The 17,775-nt window shown below is 48.3% G+C and carries 18 protein-coding genes; 14 read left to right on the top strand and 4 right to left on the bottom strand.

What is annotated here, in order from left to right:
* The first annotated feature begins 58 nt into the window (after positions 1-58).
* The 8 genes from ODZ53_RS13130 (at position 59) to ODZ53_RS13165 (ending at position 9,425) form a co-directional block, all read left to right on the top strand.
* Complete coding sequence (locus ODZ53_RS13130) at positions 59-1,810, top strand: LytS/YhcK type 5TM receptor domain-containing protein (RefSeq protein ID WP_372677584.1); 1,752 nt, start codon at positions 59-61, stop codon at positions 1,808-1,810.
* On the top strand, positions 1,810-2,538 hold the full coding sequence (locus tag ODZ53_RS13135) for a LytR/AlgR family response regulator transcription factor (RefSeq protein WP_012685882.1): 729 nt from the start codon (positions 1,810-1,812) through the stop codon (positions 2,536-2,538). The genes ODZ53_RS13130 and ODZ53_RS13135 overlap by 1 nt, the downstream gene beginning before the upstream one ends.
* 150 nt (positions 2,539-2,688) lie before the next feature.
* A complete protein-coding gene (locus ODZ53_RS13140) occupies positions 2,689-3,036 on the top strand; it encodes a DUF485 domain-containing protein (protein ID WP_012685883.1) in 348 nt (115 codons plus the stop codon).
* The gene (locus ODZ53_RS13145; protein WP_012685884.1) at positions 3,036-4,562 is read left to right on the top strand and encodes a solute symporter family protein; all 1,527 of its coding nucleotides are present in this window, start codon (positions 3,036-3,038) and stop codon (positions 4,560-4,562) included. The genes ODZ53_RS13140 and ODZ53_RS13145 overlap by 1 nt, the downstream gene beginning before the upstream one ends.
* Before the next feature lie 88 nt (positions 4,563-4,650).
* Positions 4,651-6,195: a solute symporter family protein gene (locus ODZ53_RS13150; protein ID WP_372677587.1), complete on the top strand. Its 1,545-nt coding sequence runs from the start codon at positions 4,651-4,653 to the stop codon at positions 6,193-6,195.
* 2 nt (positions 6,196-6,197) lie between these two features.
* Positions 6,198-7,208: a patatin-like phospholipase family protein gene (locus ODZ53_RS13155; protein WP_372677589.1), complete on the top strand. Its 1,011-nt coding sequence runs from the start codon at positions 6,198-6,200 to the stop codon at positions 7,206-7,208.
* 122 nt (positions 7,209-7,330) lie between these two features.
* Complete coding sequence (locus ODZ53_RS13160; protein WP_142496305.1) at positions 7,331-8,392, top strand: HD-GYP domain-containing protein; 1,062 nt, start codon at positions 7,331-7,333, stop codon at positions 8,390-8,392.
* Positions 8,393-8,558: 166 nt separating this feature from the next.
* The gene (locus ODZ53_RS13165) at positions 8,559-9,425 is read left to right on the top strand and encodes a universal stress protein (protein ID WP_372677591.1); all 867 of its coding nucleotides are present in this window, start codon (positions 8,559-8,561) and stop codon (positions 9,423-9,425) included.
* A gap of 59 nt (positions 9,426-9,484) precedes the next feature.
* Here the strand turns inward: ODZ53_RS13165 and ODZ53_RS13170 are convergent, their stop codons facing one another.
* Both ODZ53_RS13170 and ODZ53_RS13175 read right to left on the bottom strand, forming a co-directional pair.
* Entirely contained in the window at positions 9,485-10,732 is a 1,248-nt protein-coding gene (locus tag ODZ53_RS13170; RefSeq protein WP_372677593.1) for an MFS transporter, read from the bottom strand.
* A 62-nt stretch (positions 10,733-10,794) separates the two neighbouring features.
* Positions 10,795-11,388, bottom strand: coding sequence for a TetR/AcrR family transcriptional regulator (locus ODZ53_RS13175; RefSeq protein WP_064199792.1), 594 nt, complete (start codon positions 11,386-11,388; stop codon positions 10,795-10,797).
* A gap of 138 nt (positions 11,389-11,526) precedes the next feature.
* Between ODZ53_RS13175 and ODZ53_RS13180 the strand changes: the two genes are divergently transcribed.
* Both ODZ53_RS13180 and ODZ53_RS13185 read left to right on the top strand, forming a co-directional pair.
* A complete protein-coding gene (locus tag ODZ53_RS13180) occupies positions 11,527-12,369 on the top strand; it encodes a deoxyribonuclease IV (protein WP_372677595.1) in 843 nt (280 codons plus the stop codon).
* A 51-nt stretch (positions 12,370-12,420) separates the two neighbouring features.
* Positions 12,421-12,822, top strand: coding sequence for a hypothetical protein (locus ODZ53_RS13185; RefSeq protein WP_017247868.1), 402 nt, complete (start codon positions 12,421-12,423; stop codon positions 12,820-12,822).
* Positions 12,823-12,889: 67 nt separating this feature from the next.
* Here the strand turns inward: ODZ53_RS13185 and ODZ53_RS13190 are convergent, their stop codons facing one another.
* Together ODZ53_RS13190 and ODZ53_RS13195 are read right to left on the bottom strand one after the other, a co-directional pair.
* Positions 12,890-13,168, bottom strand: a complete 279-nt coding sequence (locus ODZ53_RS13190; RefSeq protein ID WP_372677597.1) for a hypothetical protein — start codon at positions 13,166-13,168, stop codon at positions 12,890-12,892.
* Positions 13,165-14,586, bottom strand: a complete 1,422-nt coding sequence (locus ODZ53_RS13195) for a sigma-54 interaction domain-containing protein (protein WP_372677599.1) — start codon at positions 14,584-14,586, stop codon at positions 13,165-13,167. The genes ODZ53_RS13190 and ODZ53_RS13195 overlap by 4 nt, the downstream gene beginning before the upstream one ends.
* Before the next feature lie 280 nt (positions 14,587-14,866).
* Here ODZ53_RS13195 and ODZ53_RS13200 point away from each other — a divergent pair, with 280 nt between their 5' ends.
* Genes ODZ53_RS13200 through ODZ53_RS13215 form a run of 4 tightly spaced genes read left to right on the top strand, consistent with a single transcriptional unit; the run spans position 14,867 to position 17,772 of the window.
* Entirely contained in the window at positions 14,867-15,532 is a 666-nt protein-coding gene (locus ODZ53_RS13200; protein ID WP_081437295.1) for a CoA transferase subunit A, read from the top strand.
* Entirely contained in the window at positions 15,532-16,194 is a 663-nt protein-coding gene (locus ODZ53_RS13205; protein WP_064199796.1) for a 3-oxoacid CoA-transferase subunit B, read from the top strand. The genes ODZ53_RS13200 and ODZ53_RS13205 overlap by 1 nt, the downstream gene beginning before the upstream one ends.
* A 44-nt stretch (positions 16,195-16,238) precedes the next feature.
* Positions 16,239-17,057, top strand: coding sequence for an ABC transporter substrate-binding protein (locus tag ODZ53_RS13210; RefSeq protein WP_372677601.1), 819 nt, complete (start codon positions 16,239-16,241; stop codon positions 17,055-17,057).
* Positions 17,058-17,106: 49 nt separating this feature from the next.
* Entirely contained in the window at positions 17,107-17,772 is a 666-nt protein-coding gene (locus ODZ53_RS13215) for an amino acid ABC transporter permease (protein ID WP_199927208.1), read from the top strand.
* Positions 17,773-17,775: the final 3 nt, after the last annotated feature.

Here is a 17,775-nt window from a genome sequence, read left to right on the forward strand (position 1 = left end):
CAGGGAATTGAGGATAATACGCGGAATTTATAGAAGATTTAAACTAAGGGAGGCTGCGGTGGATAATCTCACGTTATTGCTCATTGAAAGAATGGGCATTCTTTTGACGCTGGCATTTATTTTGACAAGGACACCGTTGTTTCGCCAGCTTTTAGACCGCGAATTGCACGTAGGGACGTCAATCGCATTTTCCGTCATGTTCGGGTTGTTTGGGATTGCGGGTACATATGCAGGAGTGGTTGTACAAGGAGAGAGCTATCTCCCTGCATTTTGGATTTTTCATTTGTCGCATGATGAAATAATCGCCACTTCTACGCTGGTAGGGGTCGTCATCGGAGGTTTGCTAGGGGGGCCTCTCGTTGGCCTGGGGGCAGGTGTCATTGCTGGGCTTCATGTCTTTCAATTGGGAGGATTCGCCGCAGCACCGATGGGCTTGTCGATCCCGATCACAGGATTACTGGCAGGATACGTAGCGCGTTTTTTCTCGCAGGAGCGGGTTATTTCTCCGTCCAAAGCCATGTTTATCGGCATGTTCGCGCCCATTATTCAGATGTCGCTTTTATTGATCATGGCCGCTCCGCCCGAGCTGGCGCGAACCATGGTCAACGTGATCGGGATTCCGATGGTACTGACAAACAGTGTTTCGATTGCGATTTTTACGACGATGATACGGGTTGCTTTGCAAGAGGCAGAGCGTTCCGCTGCCATTGAAGCGGAGCGTTCCTTTACGATAGCGGAAAGAATTTTGCCGCACTTAAAAAGGGGGCTTACACCCCAGACAGCTCAGTCAGCAGCCCTTGTCTTACAAAAAGAAACGAAAGCAGCCGCCGTTGCAGTAACAAATCGGGAACGGCTTCTTGCGCACGTTGGAGTGGGGGCTGATCATCATCATCCGGGAGAAGCGCTCCATAGTGAACTCGATAAGCGGGCTCTGTATAGCGGTGGAATCGACAAGGGATTGACGCGAGAGACCGTCGGGTGCAAGCGTAAAAATTGTAGCCTGCATGCAGCGATTCTCGTGCCGATTAAAGAGGGGGACAGCGTCGTTGGTCTGATCAAACTCTATTATCGGAGGCCGCAACAAATAGGAAAAGTTCAGGAGGCATTAGCAAAAGGGCTTGGCAACCTGATCTCCAATCAATTGACCCTATCTCTCACGGAGCAAATGAAAGGCTTGATGAAGGATGCTGAGTTGCGAATGCTGCAGGCACAGATTCAACCACACTTTTTGTTTAACACGCTGAATTCAATTGTGACCTTGATACGAATTGATCCGCAGCTAGCCCGGCATATGACCATTCAGCTTGGCGTGTTCATGCGTTTTAACCTGAAGCTCACAGCAAGTCCGCTTGTCACCGTGAGACAGGAGTTGGATCACCTGCATGCTTATTTGGAAATTATCAAGATAAGATTTTCCGAGCAATTCGCCGTTCGCACCATCATCGAGGCGGGGGTAGAGGAAGCGCTTATTCCTCCTGGCACGCTGCAGCCGTTATTTGAAAACTGTATTCAGCATGGTGTTCGCGACATCACGAACGGCGGTGAGATCATTCTCCATGTGAAACGGCAGGATGTGCACGTTGTTTTTCAAATCGAAGATAATGGCCAAGGCTTTCCCGACAACTTGCTGCCAGTTCTCGGAAAGTTGCCAATGGAGAGTAAGGAGGGCAATGGAATTGGCATTCATAATGTCAACCAACGCCTGATCAGCTTGTGTGGACAAGAGGCCCAACTTCATTTTGCCAATAAACAAGAAGGCGGTAGTTTGATTACCTTTACGATTCCGATTACAAAAGAGGTGAGTGCCTGATGCCAATACGCGTCATGATTGCAGAAGACGAGCGACTAGCACGCGAAGAACTGAGCTATTTACTGCTTCAAGAAGGAGACGTAGAGCTGCTACCCTATGCCACCAATGGACGAGAGCTGTTGGAAATGGTCGATGTGCACGAGCCGGATGTCGTCTTCCTCGATATGAAAATGCCTGAGCTGGAAGGAGCGCAAGCAGCGAGAATGCTGGCTTCGCGTAAGCAGCACCCCCTCATCGTTTTTTGTACCGCGTATGAGGAATTTGCCATCGATGCGTTTAAGCTGTACGCCGTCGATTATTTGCTTAAGCCTACGGAGCCCAAACGGCTGGTCGAAACGATGCAACGAATACGAGAGCGTCTAGTCAAGCCAAAAGTAGAGCCTGTCCAGACAAAACGAACGAAGCTGTTGGTGGAAGACAACAGCCGATTAGTGGTCATTGATCCAACGACGATTGTCTATGCGGTGCGGGAGGAGCGATATGTGCAAATCGTCACCCAAACGGCTACCTATTCGACGCGGATGACCCTGACACAGCTGGCGGAGAAGCTTTTTGCATACGACTTTTTCCGTACCCACAAAAGCTATCTGGTCAATCTTCAATTCGTGAGCGAGCTCGAACCATGGTTCAACGGTGCCTACAACCTGATTTTGAAGGGAGAAGGAAGACCGCGTATTCCCGTATCCCGGACCTCCGCCAAGGATTTGCTCAAACGTCTCGAGGAGTAAGCCAGGTGATCCATGGTTTGCAGATCGTGGTTGAAAATCTGCCACTGACACACTCTCTCCGACATCTTACGCAGAAAAATACACGGATAAAAAAGGATTCTCTACAATGTAGGAAGCGCTTACATTTCTGTTGATGAGGGGGAGGTTCCTATGGGCAAATCCGCTTCGGCAAAAAAAGCCGAGGATCAGAAGAAGGATGCTGTTGATTATGCAGCAGTGATTCAGTCAGCCACTTTCAAAGAGCTGTTGAGAAGAAAAAAAGCGTTTATTTTGCCATCTTCTATTTTTTTCTTTGTATTCTACTTTACTCTTCCGATTTTAACCTCCTACTTCACCGTACTGAATCAACCAGCGTTTGGGGCCATTTCGTGGGCGTGGGTATTTGCCTTTGCTCAGTTCGTCATGACATGGGGTCTCTGTATCCTGTACACCAAGCGGGCAGAGCAGTTTGATCAACTCGTAGAGAAAATCAAACGAGAGGCAGGTGGGAGGGGCTAATGAACGTTACTGCATTTTTACTCTTTCTCGTCATTGTTCTTTTGACGCTTGTCATCACCTTTTACGCGTCGAAAAAGACGAATACGACAAGTGAGTTTTACACCGCTGGAGGAGGCTTGACGGGTTGGCAAAACGGCCTTGCGATTGCGGGAGATTACATGTCCGCTGCTTCCTTTCTTGGAATTGCCGGGATGATTGCGTTGAGCGGGTTTGATGGTTTCTTCTACAGTATCGGTTTTCTTGTTGCATATCTCGTGGTGCTCTACTTGGTAGCAGAGCCTTTGCGTAATTTAGGAAAATATACGATGGCTGATATGATAGCCGCGCGTTTTGACAATAAAAAGGTTCGTGGTGTTGCTGCTCTCAATTCGATTGCCATCTCGATTTTTTATATGATCGCGCAATTAGTCGGAGCAGGCGCCTTGATCAAGCTGCTGTTGGGTCTGGATTACACGACCTCCGTATTGATCGTAGGGGCATTGATGACCATCTACGTCGTCTTCGGCGGGATGACGGCAACCTCATGGGTGCAGATCGTCAAAGCCGTTTTGTTAATGATTGGGACATTCATTATCTCTATGATGGTTTTCGCCAAATTCGATTTTAATCTTTTGAAAATGTTCGAGCAAATGAAGCTGGCGACACCATTGGGAGAGCAATTCCTCAATCCTGGCAATAAGTTTAAAGTGGGGCTCGATACGATTTCATTGAATCTCGCGCTTGTGCTCGGAACGGCTGGATTGCCGCATATTTTGATTCGTTTCTTTACTGTAAAGGATGCCACGACAGCTCGCAAATCGGTTGTGTACGCAACGTGGATCATTGGTGTCTTCTATGTCATGACGATCTTCCTCGGCTTCGGTGCGGCAGCGTTTGTCGGAGCGGGCAATATGGACCCAGCAGGTAACATGGGCGCTCCATTACTAGCGCAAGCACTCGGCGGTAACTTCTTGTTCGCCTTCGTATCTGCGGTTGCCTTCGCTACCATTCTCGCAGTAGTGGCTGGGCTGGTGCTGACTGCGGCATCCGCCTTTGCGCACGACTTTTACGGACACGTATTACGCCAAGGAAAAGCAACAGAAAAGGAACAAATGAAGATGGCCAAATGGGCGTCTGTCGGCGTCTCGATTGTCTCTATCCTGCTCGCCTTGTTTGCGCAAAATCTGAACGTGGCTTTCCTTGTTGCTCTGGCTTTCGCAGTAGCGGCGAGTGCAAATCTACCCGTGATTTTGTTCACGATCTTCTGGAAAAGATTCAATACGGCTGGAGCAATTAGCGGGATGCTCGTCGGACTGTTCAGCGCTCTCATTCTGGTTGCCTTGAGTCCGAACGTTTGGAATCCTGTGGCTGGAAAGGCGATTTTGGTCGGCGAAGCGCTGTTCCCATTGCCGAATCCGGGGATTGTCTCGATCCCGTTAGGGTTTTTGGCAGCATGGATCGGAACCTTGTTGTCCAGCTCCCGTGATGATAAGAAGTACGATGAAATTTTGGTGAAAGCGAATACAGGAATGAAAGATTCAGCGTAGAAACAGTAAGCATAGGAAGCTCATGCCACGAAGAGAAGGCTGGGGTTAACCCCTGGTCTTTTTTCATTTTTGCAAGAAGGGAGAGGTATTGTCCGTGACGACGATCATCTTTTTCCTTGCCGTCATTATTGGAACGATGGCTATCACTTATTCGGCTGCCAAACAGACAGGAACGACGAGAGACTTCTATGCAGCAGGAAATCGCTTGAACGGGTTACAAAATGGCATTGCCATTGCGGGCGATTATATGAGTGCTGCCTCGTTTTTGGGGATTGCGGGAACGATTGCGATGTACGGCTTTGACGGGTTCGTGTATGCGATAGGCTTTTTTGTCTCTTATCTGATTATTTTATTTTTAGTTGCGGAGCCGTTGCATAATTTGGGGCGCTATACGCTGGCAGACGCGATTGCCGTCAGGTTTGACAGTCTTTGGCTGCGTGGCGTTGTTGCCTGTACGACTCTATTAATTACGATTTTTTACATGTTGGCGCAATTAGTTGGGGCAGGTGCCCTCATTCATTATTTATTAGGAATCCGTTACGATACGGCGGTCCTGATCGTCGGGAGCCTGATGACATTTTACGTTGTGTTCGGCGGGATGGTGGCGACCTCGTGGGTTCAGATTATTAAAGCGATCTTGCTCCTGACAGGGACATTGATCCTAAGTCTGATCGTATTTGCCCGTTTTGATTGGAGCTTATCCGAAATGTTTTCCCATGTGAGTACGATTACACCTCTTCAGGAACAGTTCTTACAGCCAGGTAATCAACTTCATGATCCGCTGGAAACGATCTCCCTGCATTTGGCTTTGATTCTCGGTACCGCTGGACTCCCCCATATTATCTCCCGGTTGTTCACAGTCAAAGACGCAAAGACGACTCGTAATTCGATTTACACCGCTACTTGGGTTATCGGCGCCTTTTATTTGATGACGATCTTCCTCGGCTTCGGAGCGAGCACGTTTGTAGGCTACGAGGCATTGAAAAATGTGGGCTTCGGGGGAAATCTGACTGTCACGCTCTTGGCGAATGCTCTCGGTGGAGAGTTTTTGATGGCATATATCGCTGCCGTTGCCTTTGCGACGATATTGGCTGTCGTGACAGGACTCGTGCTCTCCGCGTCTTCAGCGTTCGCGCATGATGTCTACAGTCATCTGATCAGGCGAGGGATGGCATCGGAAAAAGAACAGGTCACCATGGCAAAGCTTTCGTCAATTGCGGTGGGCGTGATCTCCATTTGGCTGGCGATCGGTGCAGAAAAAATGAACGTGGCGATTCTCGTTGCGCTGACGTTTGCAGTAGCAGCATCATCCAATTTGCCATTACTGTTGTTTACGTTATATTGGAAGCGGTTTACCGTGCGAGGAGCTATTTGTGGCGTCCTGACAGGGTTAACGGCATCCGTAGTCCTTGTCATTTTGGGACCGACTGTTATGCATCCCGTAGCTGGACTTATTCGTGCGGAGCCATTATTTCCACTGACGAATCCCGGATTGGTCTCGATACCACTCGGCTTTCTAGGGGCGGTGCTCGGAACACTACTGGATCGGCCTGATCCGGATGCCGAGAGGAAGTATGAGCGCGTACTGTTTCAGGCGTTGACGGGAATCCGAGTTCCATCTGGGAAAACGTAACGATGATTCGTGACGAGCACAGCATGATGAAAAAAGACGATAGAGTGGCGACCCTTTTTGAGGGTCGTTTTTTGATTGGCACGATCCGGTCTTGCATGTTTCATCGGGCAATCATTCATACTACGGATAAAACGACATCAAAATGGGTGATAGGTATGGAAAAGGTCGGGCTCGTTTTGCAGGGAGGAGGTAGCCGTGGGATTTATACTGCTGGCGTTTTGGATTACTTCATGGAGCAGGAGCTATACATCCCGTACGTGATTGCCGTATCAGCAGGTGCGTGCAATGGGGCGGCATACTTGGCGAGACAGCACGGATTGGGCAAGATTTATCATATGAAATACATTCGCGATCCCCGATACTTTCACTATAAAAATTTGATCAAGAAACGCTCGCTGTTTGGCATGGATTTTATTTTCAGTGAGATGCCTAACAAGCTGGAGCCGTTCGCCTTTGATCGGTTTCGCGAAGCGAAGGAACAGTTTGTCGTCGTCACGACGGATTGCGCGACTGGGGAAGCCGTTTACTTTACGAAAGACGACTGTGAGGATATTTTCCGTGTGATTCGGGCTTCATGCAGTCTCCCGTTTCTATCCCCAAAAGTTGCCTTCAACGGACGTAAGTTATGGGATGGAGGCATCGTTCATCCGGTACCTCTCATGAAGTCCATGCTTGATGGCAATCAAAAGCATATTATTGTGCTTACTTCTTCTTGTCCGCCAAGTGAGTGGATGCGAAAGCTTTCGCGTGTCGAGCGTCTTTTTTCCAGAAGTACGCGCTTGTGTCAAGCATTCATTCGTCATTTTCGCATCTATTATGAGGCAATAGAGCAGATCAAAGAGATGCAGAAGAAAGGCAAAGCGTTTGTTATCGCACCTCCAGAGGGTACCTTTCTACGAGGGTTTGAACGTCAAGAGGAGAAGCTGGAGCATTATTACAAACAAGGCTATCAGGACGCTCGTACCCAATTTTCTGGGCTTTGTACATGGCTTGGTCTTGGCGGGAACAGGTGAAAAATGAGTGAGGCATCTTATCCCGCGGATGTTTTTTCGGCAAAATCATGTGAAACAGGTTTTTCCAAAGCAAAGATAGGGAAGAAGCATCAGGGGAGGATGGAATCAGGAGGAAAGGCCCCATGAAATATGTGAATGTAGACCTAGTAGAGCCAGGAGACGTTTTGGCTCGAAGTATTTATACAAGCGAAGGCTTGACGCTCTTGCATGCAGGTGTCCAGCTGACTGTCGGAATGATAAATAAATTGCGTCGGTTTGGCGTCACGATGTTAAGCATCAAAGACCCGCTGCTCGATGAAGTGAAAGAGCAGGAGGTCGTCACGGAAACGACTCGAAAGGACGCAATCCGCAATCTATCTCAAGCGATTTCATGTGTGCAGACTGGCAAAAATTTTGATGTCCGGGGCATTCAAAAATCAGTGGGAAGTATCATCGACGAGACCTTGAAAAATCGTCGCGTGCTCTTGAATCTGGGAGAAATTCGCACGACCGACAACGCGATGTACATTCATTCCTTGAATGTGTGCATGATGGCGACAGTAATGGGAGTAGGATTAGGTTATAATACGGCTCAATTAAAAGAGCTCGCCATCGGAGCCCTCTTGCATGACATTGGAAAGCTGTCAGTCGACAAGGAAGCACCAGCCTACAAAAAGAACAGCAAAACCAATCATCATACCTGGCTCGGCTTTGATCTGTTGCGAAAAAAACACGAGATGAGCATTGTGTCCGCCCACGTTCCTTTGCAGCATCATGAATGGGTGGATGGGAGTGGGCAGCCACGAGGACTGACTGGCGATGAGATTCATGATTTCGCCAAGATTGTTGCGATTTGTAACTACTATGATAATCTCATCTCGCCTTTTTCAGCGGAAGAGGAGACGTTGCCTGCGTATGAAGCTTGCGAAAAAGTCATGGGGCTCGCAGAGAAACGCTTTGATCATAAAATGGTCATTCACTTTTTGCGCTCGATTGCCATGTATCCGACAGGAACCTCGCTGAAGCTGTCGACAGGAGAGATCGGTGTGATCATTGACCAAAATAGAGGCTTGCCTTCGCGCCCAGTCGTTCGGGTCATTCGAAGAGAGCAACAGACGAATCGGCGGATCGTCGATGATCATGAGATTACGGACATTGATTTGAGTGAAAAGCCTACTATTTTTATCTCAGCTGTCATGGACTAGGCCATAGAAAGAATAGGACTCCCTATCAGGGAATATCCCTATCAAGATCAGGGAATACCCCTACATACACGTAGGGCCAACGGGGCTACAATGAACTCAAGGCAGATGGATACATAGAGCTACACCAACACATTTGCCAGATGAAAAAGAGGAAGGACGTGTCATTATGTCCCGTATTCTAGTTCCTGTTGATTTCTCAGCGCAGTCCATTCAGGCGGTCCGCTTCGCGCTGGCCTACGCCAAAAATAAGCATGATATCACATTGCTTCATGCCATCTCGCCATTCCCTTCACGCAATGTTGTCAGAAGGTTGGGACGAGAAGTCGTTGAAGATTATCAATTGGATGAGGCAAGAGATGATCTGAAAAAATTCCTGTCGATCATAGAAGAAGCAGGTATCACGTATGAATTGGAGATTGAGTTCGGAGAGCCGCATGAAGTCATTGCGAAGCACGCTGCGAATGACTATGCTGCCATCGTAATGGGAACACATGGCTACGGCCGAATCACAGGCTTCCTGTTGCAGAGTGTCAGCTATCCGACACTCCACGATGTCAAAGTTCCGGTCTTCCTCATTGCAGAGGAGACAGATGAGAAACGCTTCCCTTGGAATAAAGTGCTCATTGCAGTAGATGGTTCCGATCATTCGATGGAAGCTGCGAAGAAAGCCATCGAGATGGGTCAGCACCTCCCGAATGTATCCTATACACTTCTGTCCGTTGTCATACCGCCAGTCACATACGCAGGTGTATATGGCGTAGGCTGGGATAACATGAATACACTCGAAGGCTGGGGACGTGAATCGTTAAAACCTTGCGAAGAGATGCTTGAGGCTGCATCGATTCCTTTTGAAAGCATGGTCATAGTTGGAGATCCAGCTACTGTGATTCGCCAGACCGCTGAAGAAATCGACGCTGGACTGGTTGTGCTCGGTCATCATGGCCAAGGTGCGGTTGCGGGGACATTGCTTGGAAGTGTTACGTTTAAGACGATCCATCGTACGAAAACACCACTCCTCATTGTGAAAACATAGCATTTCGCTAGAAAAAGCTGTCCGATTCGTGGACAGCTTTTTTGCTTGGGCGCATTCTCTTACGATAGCGTTTGCGCTTGTTTTTGTTCGAAAGGATGATTCGCCTCATCAGGTGTAACCTCTGCCGAATCCCACTTGATTCGCGTACATCCCCATGCAGCGATCAGAAGGATGACAGATGCGATCAGAAATACGGTAATCAACGAGGTCATCTGCATGAGCGGACCTGCAACAAAGGAGCCGACCATCATGAGTCCGACCATGAGGGGGGAAATCGTTCCACTCACCCGTCCGATATACGCCTCATCCACGAGCTTGATCATGAACATACTGATCGCAATCTGTAAAAATGCCATCCCAATTCCGGTGAAAAAGCGCATTGCTGCGGTTACGTATACCCAGACAGAGAGAACTTCCACGGCGACGGAGAGAGCGAAGAATATCAATCCACCTGTAATAACCCAGCGACTATTCATGCGCTCCAGATAAACAGAAGCCAAAATGCCGCCCAACAACATACCCAATCCGTCTAACGCGGTAAACCATTGGATGGCTTCTTTGGAGAGTAAAAGACGATCCGTGACGACGAATACCTCCAGCGAATTAATAAAACCCGAGGATAGCCCCAGACACGAAAAGGTAATGGCAATCCCGAGCAAGGCTGGTCGCTTTTTTACATAGGCAAAACCTGCTTTAATCTCAGAAAGGAGAGTTCCGTCTTCCTCTGTTGCAGTGGCAGATGAGGTAGGGAGCGTCAAGAGAATCAATGCAGCGACGAGGAATAGGCCAGCCATTGTTAACAGGGAAGGGTAGATGCCCCAATGTTCAAAGAAGAAGGTACCGACAATCGGGCCAACCAGTAGAAAAATAGAACCCGTACTTTGGGAAATAGACACAGCTGCTGCCATTTGCTCATCAGGAATATGGCGCTTCAACATCTTGGCAGAAGAAGGCTGGGAAAACTGCGACACGACAGCTGAGATAAATGTCGCAAAGAATACAGCGATCCACATCCCTTGCCAGAGCAAATACACGATGACCAAAACAGAGAGGGCGCTTAACAGGTTCCCGGCTATCATCGTTCTCTTTGGATTCCAGCGATCAGCCAATGCTCCGCCAATAATCGAAAAAACCAAGATCGGCGCGAGTTCGATAGCGGTCAAAAGCGATACCGCGGTCGGATTGTTGCCGCTCGTTTCCATTACATAGTAGAGCAAGGCCATGTTACGGATCCATATACCGATATTTTCTAATGTATCCGTGATAAAGACGGTCAGAAAAACTTTGTTTCCCCAAAGACCTTTCATAGGTCATATCACTCCCGAAAAGTTATACCGAACGTCCGGTCTAATTAAAGTTGAAAAAAATGCTACTTGGCAACAATGCCATGCAGCAAAACGTCAATGCTCCTCTTAAGCAGAGCATGAAGACGCTCGTCATCCATCTGATAACCTACATTAATGATTCCGTTCATAAGCCCTTCCAGTATCATCGCCATTTCTTCAGGATCGCATGGGGCAAAATCGCCTCGATTGATTCCTTCTTGGAAGATTGAGGTATAGAGGGTATACGAGGAGCTGAGCATTTCCAGCACTTGTTCCAAAATGGCTGGATCGGCGAGCTGGCTGCCGGAGAACTCTTCGCCTGCTTTTTTTAGAGGGTGGGACAAAAAGTCCTCCAAGAAAAAAGCAGCTAAGCCGTACAGTTTATCGATGGATGTCTCGAATTCTTTTTCTTTTTCCTGCCATAGATCTACCCATTCGTTGTACTGCTTTTCAAGCAAATGCAGGAACAACTGCTCCTTGTTTTTGAAGTGGTAATAGAGGCTGCCCTTACTCGCTCCAGTTGCTTGGCAAATGTCCTCAATGGAAGTGGCTGAATAGCCTTTCTGAGAAAATAACTCGGTGGCTTTCTCTACGATATGTTGTTTGGTTTTCTCCCCATCGAGACGGCGCTTTGACATGATTGAAATGCTCCTTAATCTAGACTGAACGTTCGGTTTAATTTTAGTTTATTCGATCTGAAAGGGAAGTGCAAGTGCTCGATTGAGAAAAAGGACAGAGGGAAAAATGAGAAGAAGCGAGTAAGAGGAGGGATTATCTTGCAAGTCGGTTGTCATGTCAGTATTCGTCATGGGTACGAGGAGGCGGCGAGAACGGCATACAAAGAAGGCGCGTCATCCTTTCAATTTTTTCCGAAAAACCCGCGTAGCTTAGGCGTCAAGCCATTCGATGCCCGGGATGCTGAGCGGTGTCGTGTTTTTTGTCAGCAAAACGGCATGCTGTCGATTGCTCATACGCCATACCCGGTGAATCTTTGCGTCGAGGAGCAAGAACTATTCGCCGTCACAGTGGGCTCCGTGCGAAATGACCTTGAAATTGCCGAAGCTTGTGGAGCGTTGGGCGTGGTCGTTCACTTTGGCCAGTATAAAGGCGCTGATGTCCTTGCCGGTTACAAAATCATGATCCAGATGGTCAATCAAATACTGGATGGCTGGAATGGAAAAGCCCAGCTGTTAATCGAAAACAATGCCGGACAAGGCAACCGCATGGGCACGACACTCGAAGAGCTTACGCAGGTTCGACAATTGTTTGCTGACCCACAGAAGGTAGGCTTTTGTTTGGATACGTGTCATGCATTTGCCAGCGGATTGTGGAAAGGGAATGATTGGGAAGAAGTAGCCGATCGGATGCGAGAGCTTGATTATTTTACGAGCTTGCGGGCCGTTCATCTAAACGATTCTGTTTATCCGAGTGGTTCCTTTCGAGACCGGCATGCCTCCATCGGAAAAGGGATGATCGGTGATGCAGCCATTGCCGCTTTTTTGCAAACACCCGAATTGCAAGGTCTTCCCATCGTTTTGGAAACGGCGAGAGGCTCAGAAGGGGGCCATGGTGAAGAAATCAAACATGTTCGTCTGCTCATAGACAATTGGCAGGGCTGACCATGTTATGGTAGAGTGTGAAATGATGTGTTCAACACGGGAGGGGTACCAATGAAAAAGCGTATTAAGGTGACGATTGCGGATTTTACTCATCTGACAGAAAACTTGAATAACCCAGAGGAGCTCGCTCTGTACGAAGCGGCGAACGGAAATACATACGATGCTGAAATCGAGCATGATGGATATGCGATTGTGGATGTAACAGACGAGGATTACATCGAGCTGGCACCAGGGGAATATCAGCTGATGATCGAGGAGTGGACAAACGCCGGACAAATCGGCGAATGGACACTGCAAACCATGTCTGACCCAGCAGATGACAAAGCTTTGCTGTACCGCACAGTGGACAAGGCTGGAACAGAAATACAAGCACCACAATCTTTGCCGAAGCAAGTAGTCGAGCTGGTAGCAAATACATGGTTTGGCAAAAAAGCAAAGAAGATTGAGGAGTAATCCAAGAAAGAAAAGGAGCGCTGCGAGATAGCGCTCCTTTTTTATGTCAAGAATGCCTGAAGCACCCTCAGTTAAAAAGGAACCGATGAACCAATAAAGCTAGTGAGAAGAAAAAGCGCAGGACTCGCAGACCTTGACAACGCCTACCCAGTCGGAACTGCAAAAAGGGGACCAGGTTGTCGAACACTTCTTCCCTGAGAAACGTCCGCCCGTAGGGTGGCTTTGGCTCGACGGTCCCCTTTTTGAAGTGGAGACGGACAGTCAATTCCCCTTGCGGGCGTGTCAGAGTCGAAGAGAACTGCGCTTTTTCTTCTCCTCCACAATGTTGACTCAGCTTTCCAATCATTCCTCCTCAGAATCCAGTTGAATCCCATACTTTCTAATCCGCCGCATAAGCAGCGACTGGGTTATACCGAGGCCCGCTGCTGTTTTGCGAGTCGTTTTGTGTGTACGCAATGCTTGCAGAATAAATTCCATCTCAATTTTCTCCATCCGCTCTGTAAGAGAAAGAGAACCGAGTGAAAGAATCCCTTCCTCCAGCTCACGAATACTCCGCAGTTCTTCCGGCAAATCACTGACTTGGATTTCATCCAGCTTGGACGTAATAACGATCCGCTCTACCAAATTTTCCAGCTCCCGCACATTTCCAGGCCACTCGTATTGATGCAAGACATCCAGCACTTCCGGGGAAAAACGCCGTTTCTGGTTATGCTTGCTATTGAATCGCTGTAAGTTGTGATGGAGTAACGGGAAAATATCGTCCTTTCTCTCCCGTAATGGCGGAACATTGATTGGCAAAATATTAAGACGATAGTACAGATCGTGTCTGAATTTGCCCAATCGCACAAGTTCCTGAAGGTTGGCATTGGTTGCTGTTATGATGCGGATGTCAGCCGTGTATGTTTTCGTGCCGCCGATCGGCATAAATGTTTTGTTTTGCAAAAGCAGCAATAATTTCGATTGCAAGTGGTAGGGAAGCTCACTGATTTCATCCAAGAAAAGCGTCCCTTTGTCCGCCATTTTCACTAATCCGATTTTCCCCGAGTGACTCGCCCCCGTAAAGGCCCCTTTGTGGTAGCCGAACAGCTCTGATTCGATCAAGGTTTCGGGAATGGCGCTACAGTTGACGTGGACAAACGGCCCGCTTCTTCGCTCACTTAACTGATGGATTTGCTCCGCTAGATAGCTTTTTCCTACACCTGTTTCTCCTGTAATAAACACGGTCGTGTCGACAGGGGCTGCTTTTTTCATTAATTCCAGCAGAGCGAGATAGGAACGGCTGTTGCCAATCAAGGTTTGGGAGGAGCTCTGGCTTGCTTCCCACTTCATGTGCTGAATCTCTTCGCTGTACCGCTTAAGCAAAGCGACCGTCTCTTCCAGCTGTGAACTGGCACGGGCTGCCTCAGTGATATCGCGTGAGTGGGAAACGATCAGCTCTGGTCTCCCCTCCTCATCCGGGATGATATGTCCAGTTACTAGGAATTTTCCCTTATTATTGACGAGCTGAATGGTTGTGGTCGGTTTTCCCGTTTCCAAAACCAAGCGGGTGACAGAAGGGCTGAAAATCCCCATTTCTTCGAGATCGGATACGTTTTGCCCGATGAGTTCGGCTTTTGGTAGACCACACAGGTTTTCACTCGCGTTGTTTAACCATAAAGTAGTTCCCTGTGCATCAGCGATGAATATGCCATCTGCCAGTGAGTTCAGGATGTCAATTAAACGATCAACAGAAGACAGTGCTAGTATCTCCGCAGCTTTTTCCATGTTGAGTAGCTCCCTGGTTTTTCAACTGATTGTACAAGATGATATTGATCGTGTATAGTGAGTCGAATTTAAAATTAGTTGAGTCGAAATCGATTCGAGTGAAAAGTTAGACTTTTCCTACCTTTTCGATTCAAAAGTGAGTCTATTTCGACTCGTCAATCGGAATGGCTGTTAGCTTGATCGCGTTTTCTTGCCGTTTTGAGGCTTGGCACAAGAGTTGCTATTACATAGTGGGACGTAAGCGATTTATCCAAGAATAAGAGATAAGGAAATGCATGCGATGTTATCAAAACTGGTGACGCACGAACAGGCAGTGGAGCATGTTCAGGATGGCACCCGGCTGATGTATGGCGGATTCGGCACGATAGGCTCCCCCGCACACATGATTGATGCGATCTTGCACAAAGGCGTGCAAAGCTTGACACTCATTGGAATTGATGCGGGGTATCCGGAAATCGGAATCGGAAAGCTGATCAGTCATGGACGGGTGAGGCGGCTAATAACCACACATATTGGCTCCAATCCCGAGGCAGGTCAACAAATGATGGACGGGATGCTGGAAGTGACATTTTGTCCACAAGGAATTTTCGCAGAAAAGATTCGGGCAGGAGGTGTTGGCATTCCGGGAATCGTTGTGGATGCGCATGTGAGAGGAGAGCGAATGGAAGGAGCAGAGCCGTTTGCTTTTGCCGGAAGAACTTGTCAGATTGAAGCCGCCCTGACCGCGGAAGTAGGGATCGTCTATGCGAAACAGGCAGATACTTACGGAAATCTTATTTATGACAAGGCGGCAAGAAATCTGAATCCGCTAGTAGCGATGGCCGCAGATATCACGATCGTTGAGGTTGAGGAGATTGTTCCGGCAGGAGAGCTGGACCCGGATAAAATCGTGACGCCTGGCATTTTTGTGGATTATATCGTGGTTCGTGGTGGAGGGAACAGCTAATGGGGTTGGAAATGGATCAGCGAAATATGGTTGCGTGGCGCGCGGCCAAAGAGGTCGCTCCCGGAATGGCTGTGAACTTGGGGATCGGGATACCTGAGCTCGTCGCTGATTTTATCCCGAATGAATGGCAAGTCATGTTTCACTCGGTGAATGGAATCTTGGGTGTCGGACCTACACCGTTAAAGGGAGAAGAGGACCAGCATATTTCCAACGCTGGTGGAGCACCTGTTACCGTTGTCCCGGGGGCATCGTATTTCGACAGTACCATCGCGTATGGCATGATCCGAAGAAGGAAGCTGGATGCCGCGTTTATCGGGGCTTTGCAGGTGAATCGCCGAGGAGATTTGGCAAACTGGATTGTTCCGGGCTCACGTGTTCATGGCATTGGTGGAGGAGCGGAGCTGGCCTATTACGCCAAGAAAGTGATCGTGCTCATGAGCCATGTGAATCAGGCAGGAGAGCCAAAAATTCGCAGGGAGTGCACATTGCCGCTGACGGCCAAGGGCTGCGTCGATCTTATTATCACGGAGCGGGCGGTAATCGAGATCACGCAAAGAGGCTTGCTTTTGACAGAGGTAATGTACCCGTTCACCTTGGAAAATGTTATCACGAATACAGGAGCACCTTTAATGATTTCAGAAAATTTACAAATGGTAGAGTAATGAAAAATGTAAGCGCGAACAGAAAGAATTGGGGGATGGAACAGATGAAAAAAACATGGAAAGCAATCGCAGGGGTCGTATTTTCGTTGTCACTACTCGTAAGCGGATGTAGCCAAGGCGCATCTACTAACAGTGCGGGAGGTCAAGCGGGTGGGGCTATTGCTGGAAATGCATCATCGATGACAAAAGAGGCAGGCGTATTTGTATACGCGGCTTCCGGTGAATATCAGCCATTCAGCTACTTCAAGGATGGTCAATTGACCGGATTTGATGTCGAGATCGGCAATGAGATCGCCAAGCGTTTGGGGCTTGAGCCAAAGCCAGTCACGTCGCCTTTTTCCGGTATTATCGCAGGGGTAAAGGAAGGACGCTACGATGCAGCGATTGCCAGCCATGCGATTACAGAAGAGCGGAAGCAGCAGGTTGATTTCGTAGATCCGTACTACTTGTCCGGTGGTCAACTGTTCGTTCGCCCGGATGGGACGATTAGCACGCTGGAAGGCTTAAAAGGCAAAGAAGTGGCAGTCGCACTCGGCACTACACACGAAAAGATGGCGAGGGAGTATACGGATAACATCAAAACATATGACAGCGATGTAACTGCTCTGCGTGCCTTGGAGCAAGGAAAACACGATGTCGTGATTACAGATAGCGTCGTAGGGGAAATTGCCATTGCCCAAGGCTTGAAGCTCAAGAAAAGCGGGTCGCCACTCTCGGAAGTCAAGCATGGAATCGCAGTGCGCAAAGGAAATACGGAATTGCTGAACAAGATCAACGAAGTGCTCAAGCAAATGATGGAGGATGGAACCTACGTCAAATTGAGCGAAAAGTACTTTAACCGCGACATCAGTAAAGCAGAATAGTGATCTGATATAAAAAGTAAATTCCATTACGAGTGAGGGGTGGCATCTAGTGCCCAGTTTTGCCCATCTGACAGAAGAGTTTTTCCGGACATTGCCGTTTTTTTGGAAGCCGTTGCTGCTGACCTTTCAGCTGACGATTGCTTCTGTTATCGTAGGCTCGATTATCGGATTGTTTGTCGCCTTGTTAAAGGTATCCAAGCTTCCAGTTGCACGTTTCATAGCCAATGCGTACATCATGATCATTCGCGGTACACCGTTGGTCGTGCAAATTTTCGTCTTGTATTTCGGCTTTTACAAAATCATTGACCTCGGTCAATTTTGGTCGGCAGCGCTCGCTTTGGCGATTCACAGCGGAGCCTATATCGCAGAGATTTTCCGGGGCTCTATCCAGTCGATTGATAAAGGACAAATGGAAGCAGGGCTGTCTTTGGGCATGTCTGCTCGTCAGACGATGCGTCGGATCATTTTGCCGCAAGCGTTGAAACGATCGATCCCACCGCTTGGTAACCAATTTATTTTGTCTTTGAAGGAATCGTCTCTGGCCGCTTTCATTGCCATGGATGAGTTGTTCTCGCTGGCCCGCCGCTTGTCTGCGGAAACCTTTGATGAAATGACGTACTTTTTGATTGTGGCGCTCTATTACCTGGTTATTGTCATGGCGTTTACGTTTGTGGTCCACATCATGGAGAAGCGTTTGGCAAAAGGAGAGGCGTAAAGC

Origin of the sequence: Brevibacillus sp. BD137 (assembly GCF_041644655.1) — a bacterium.
Lineage (GTDB): Bacteria > Bacillota > Bacilli > Brevibacillales > Brevibacillaceae > Brevibacillus > Brevibacillus brevis_D.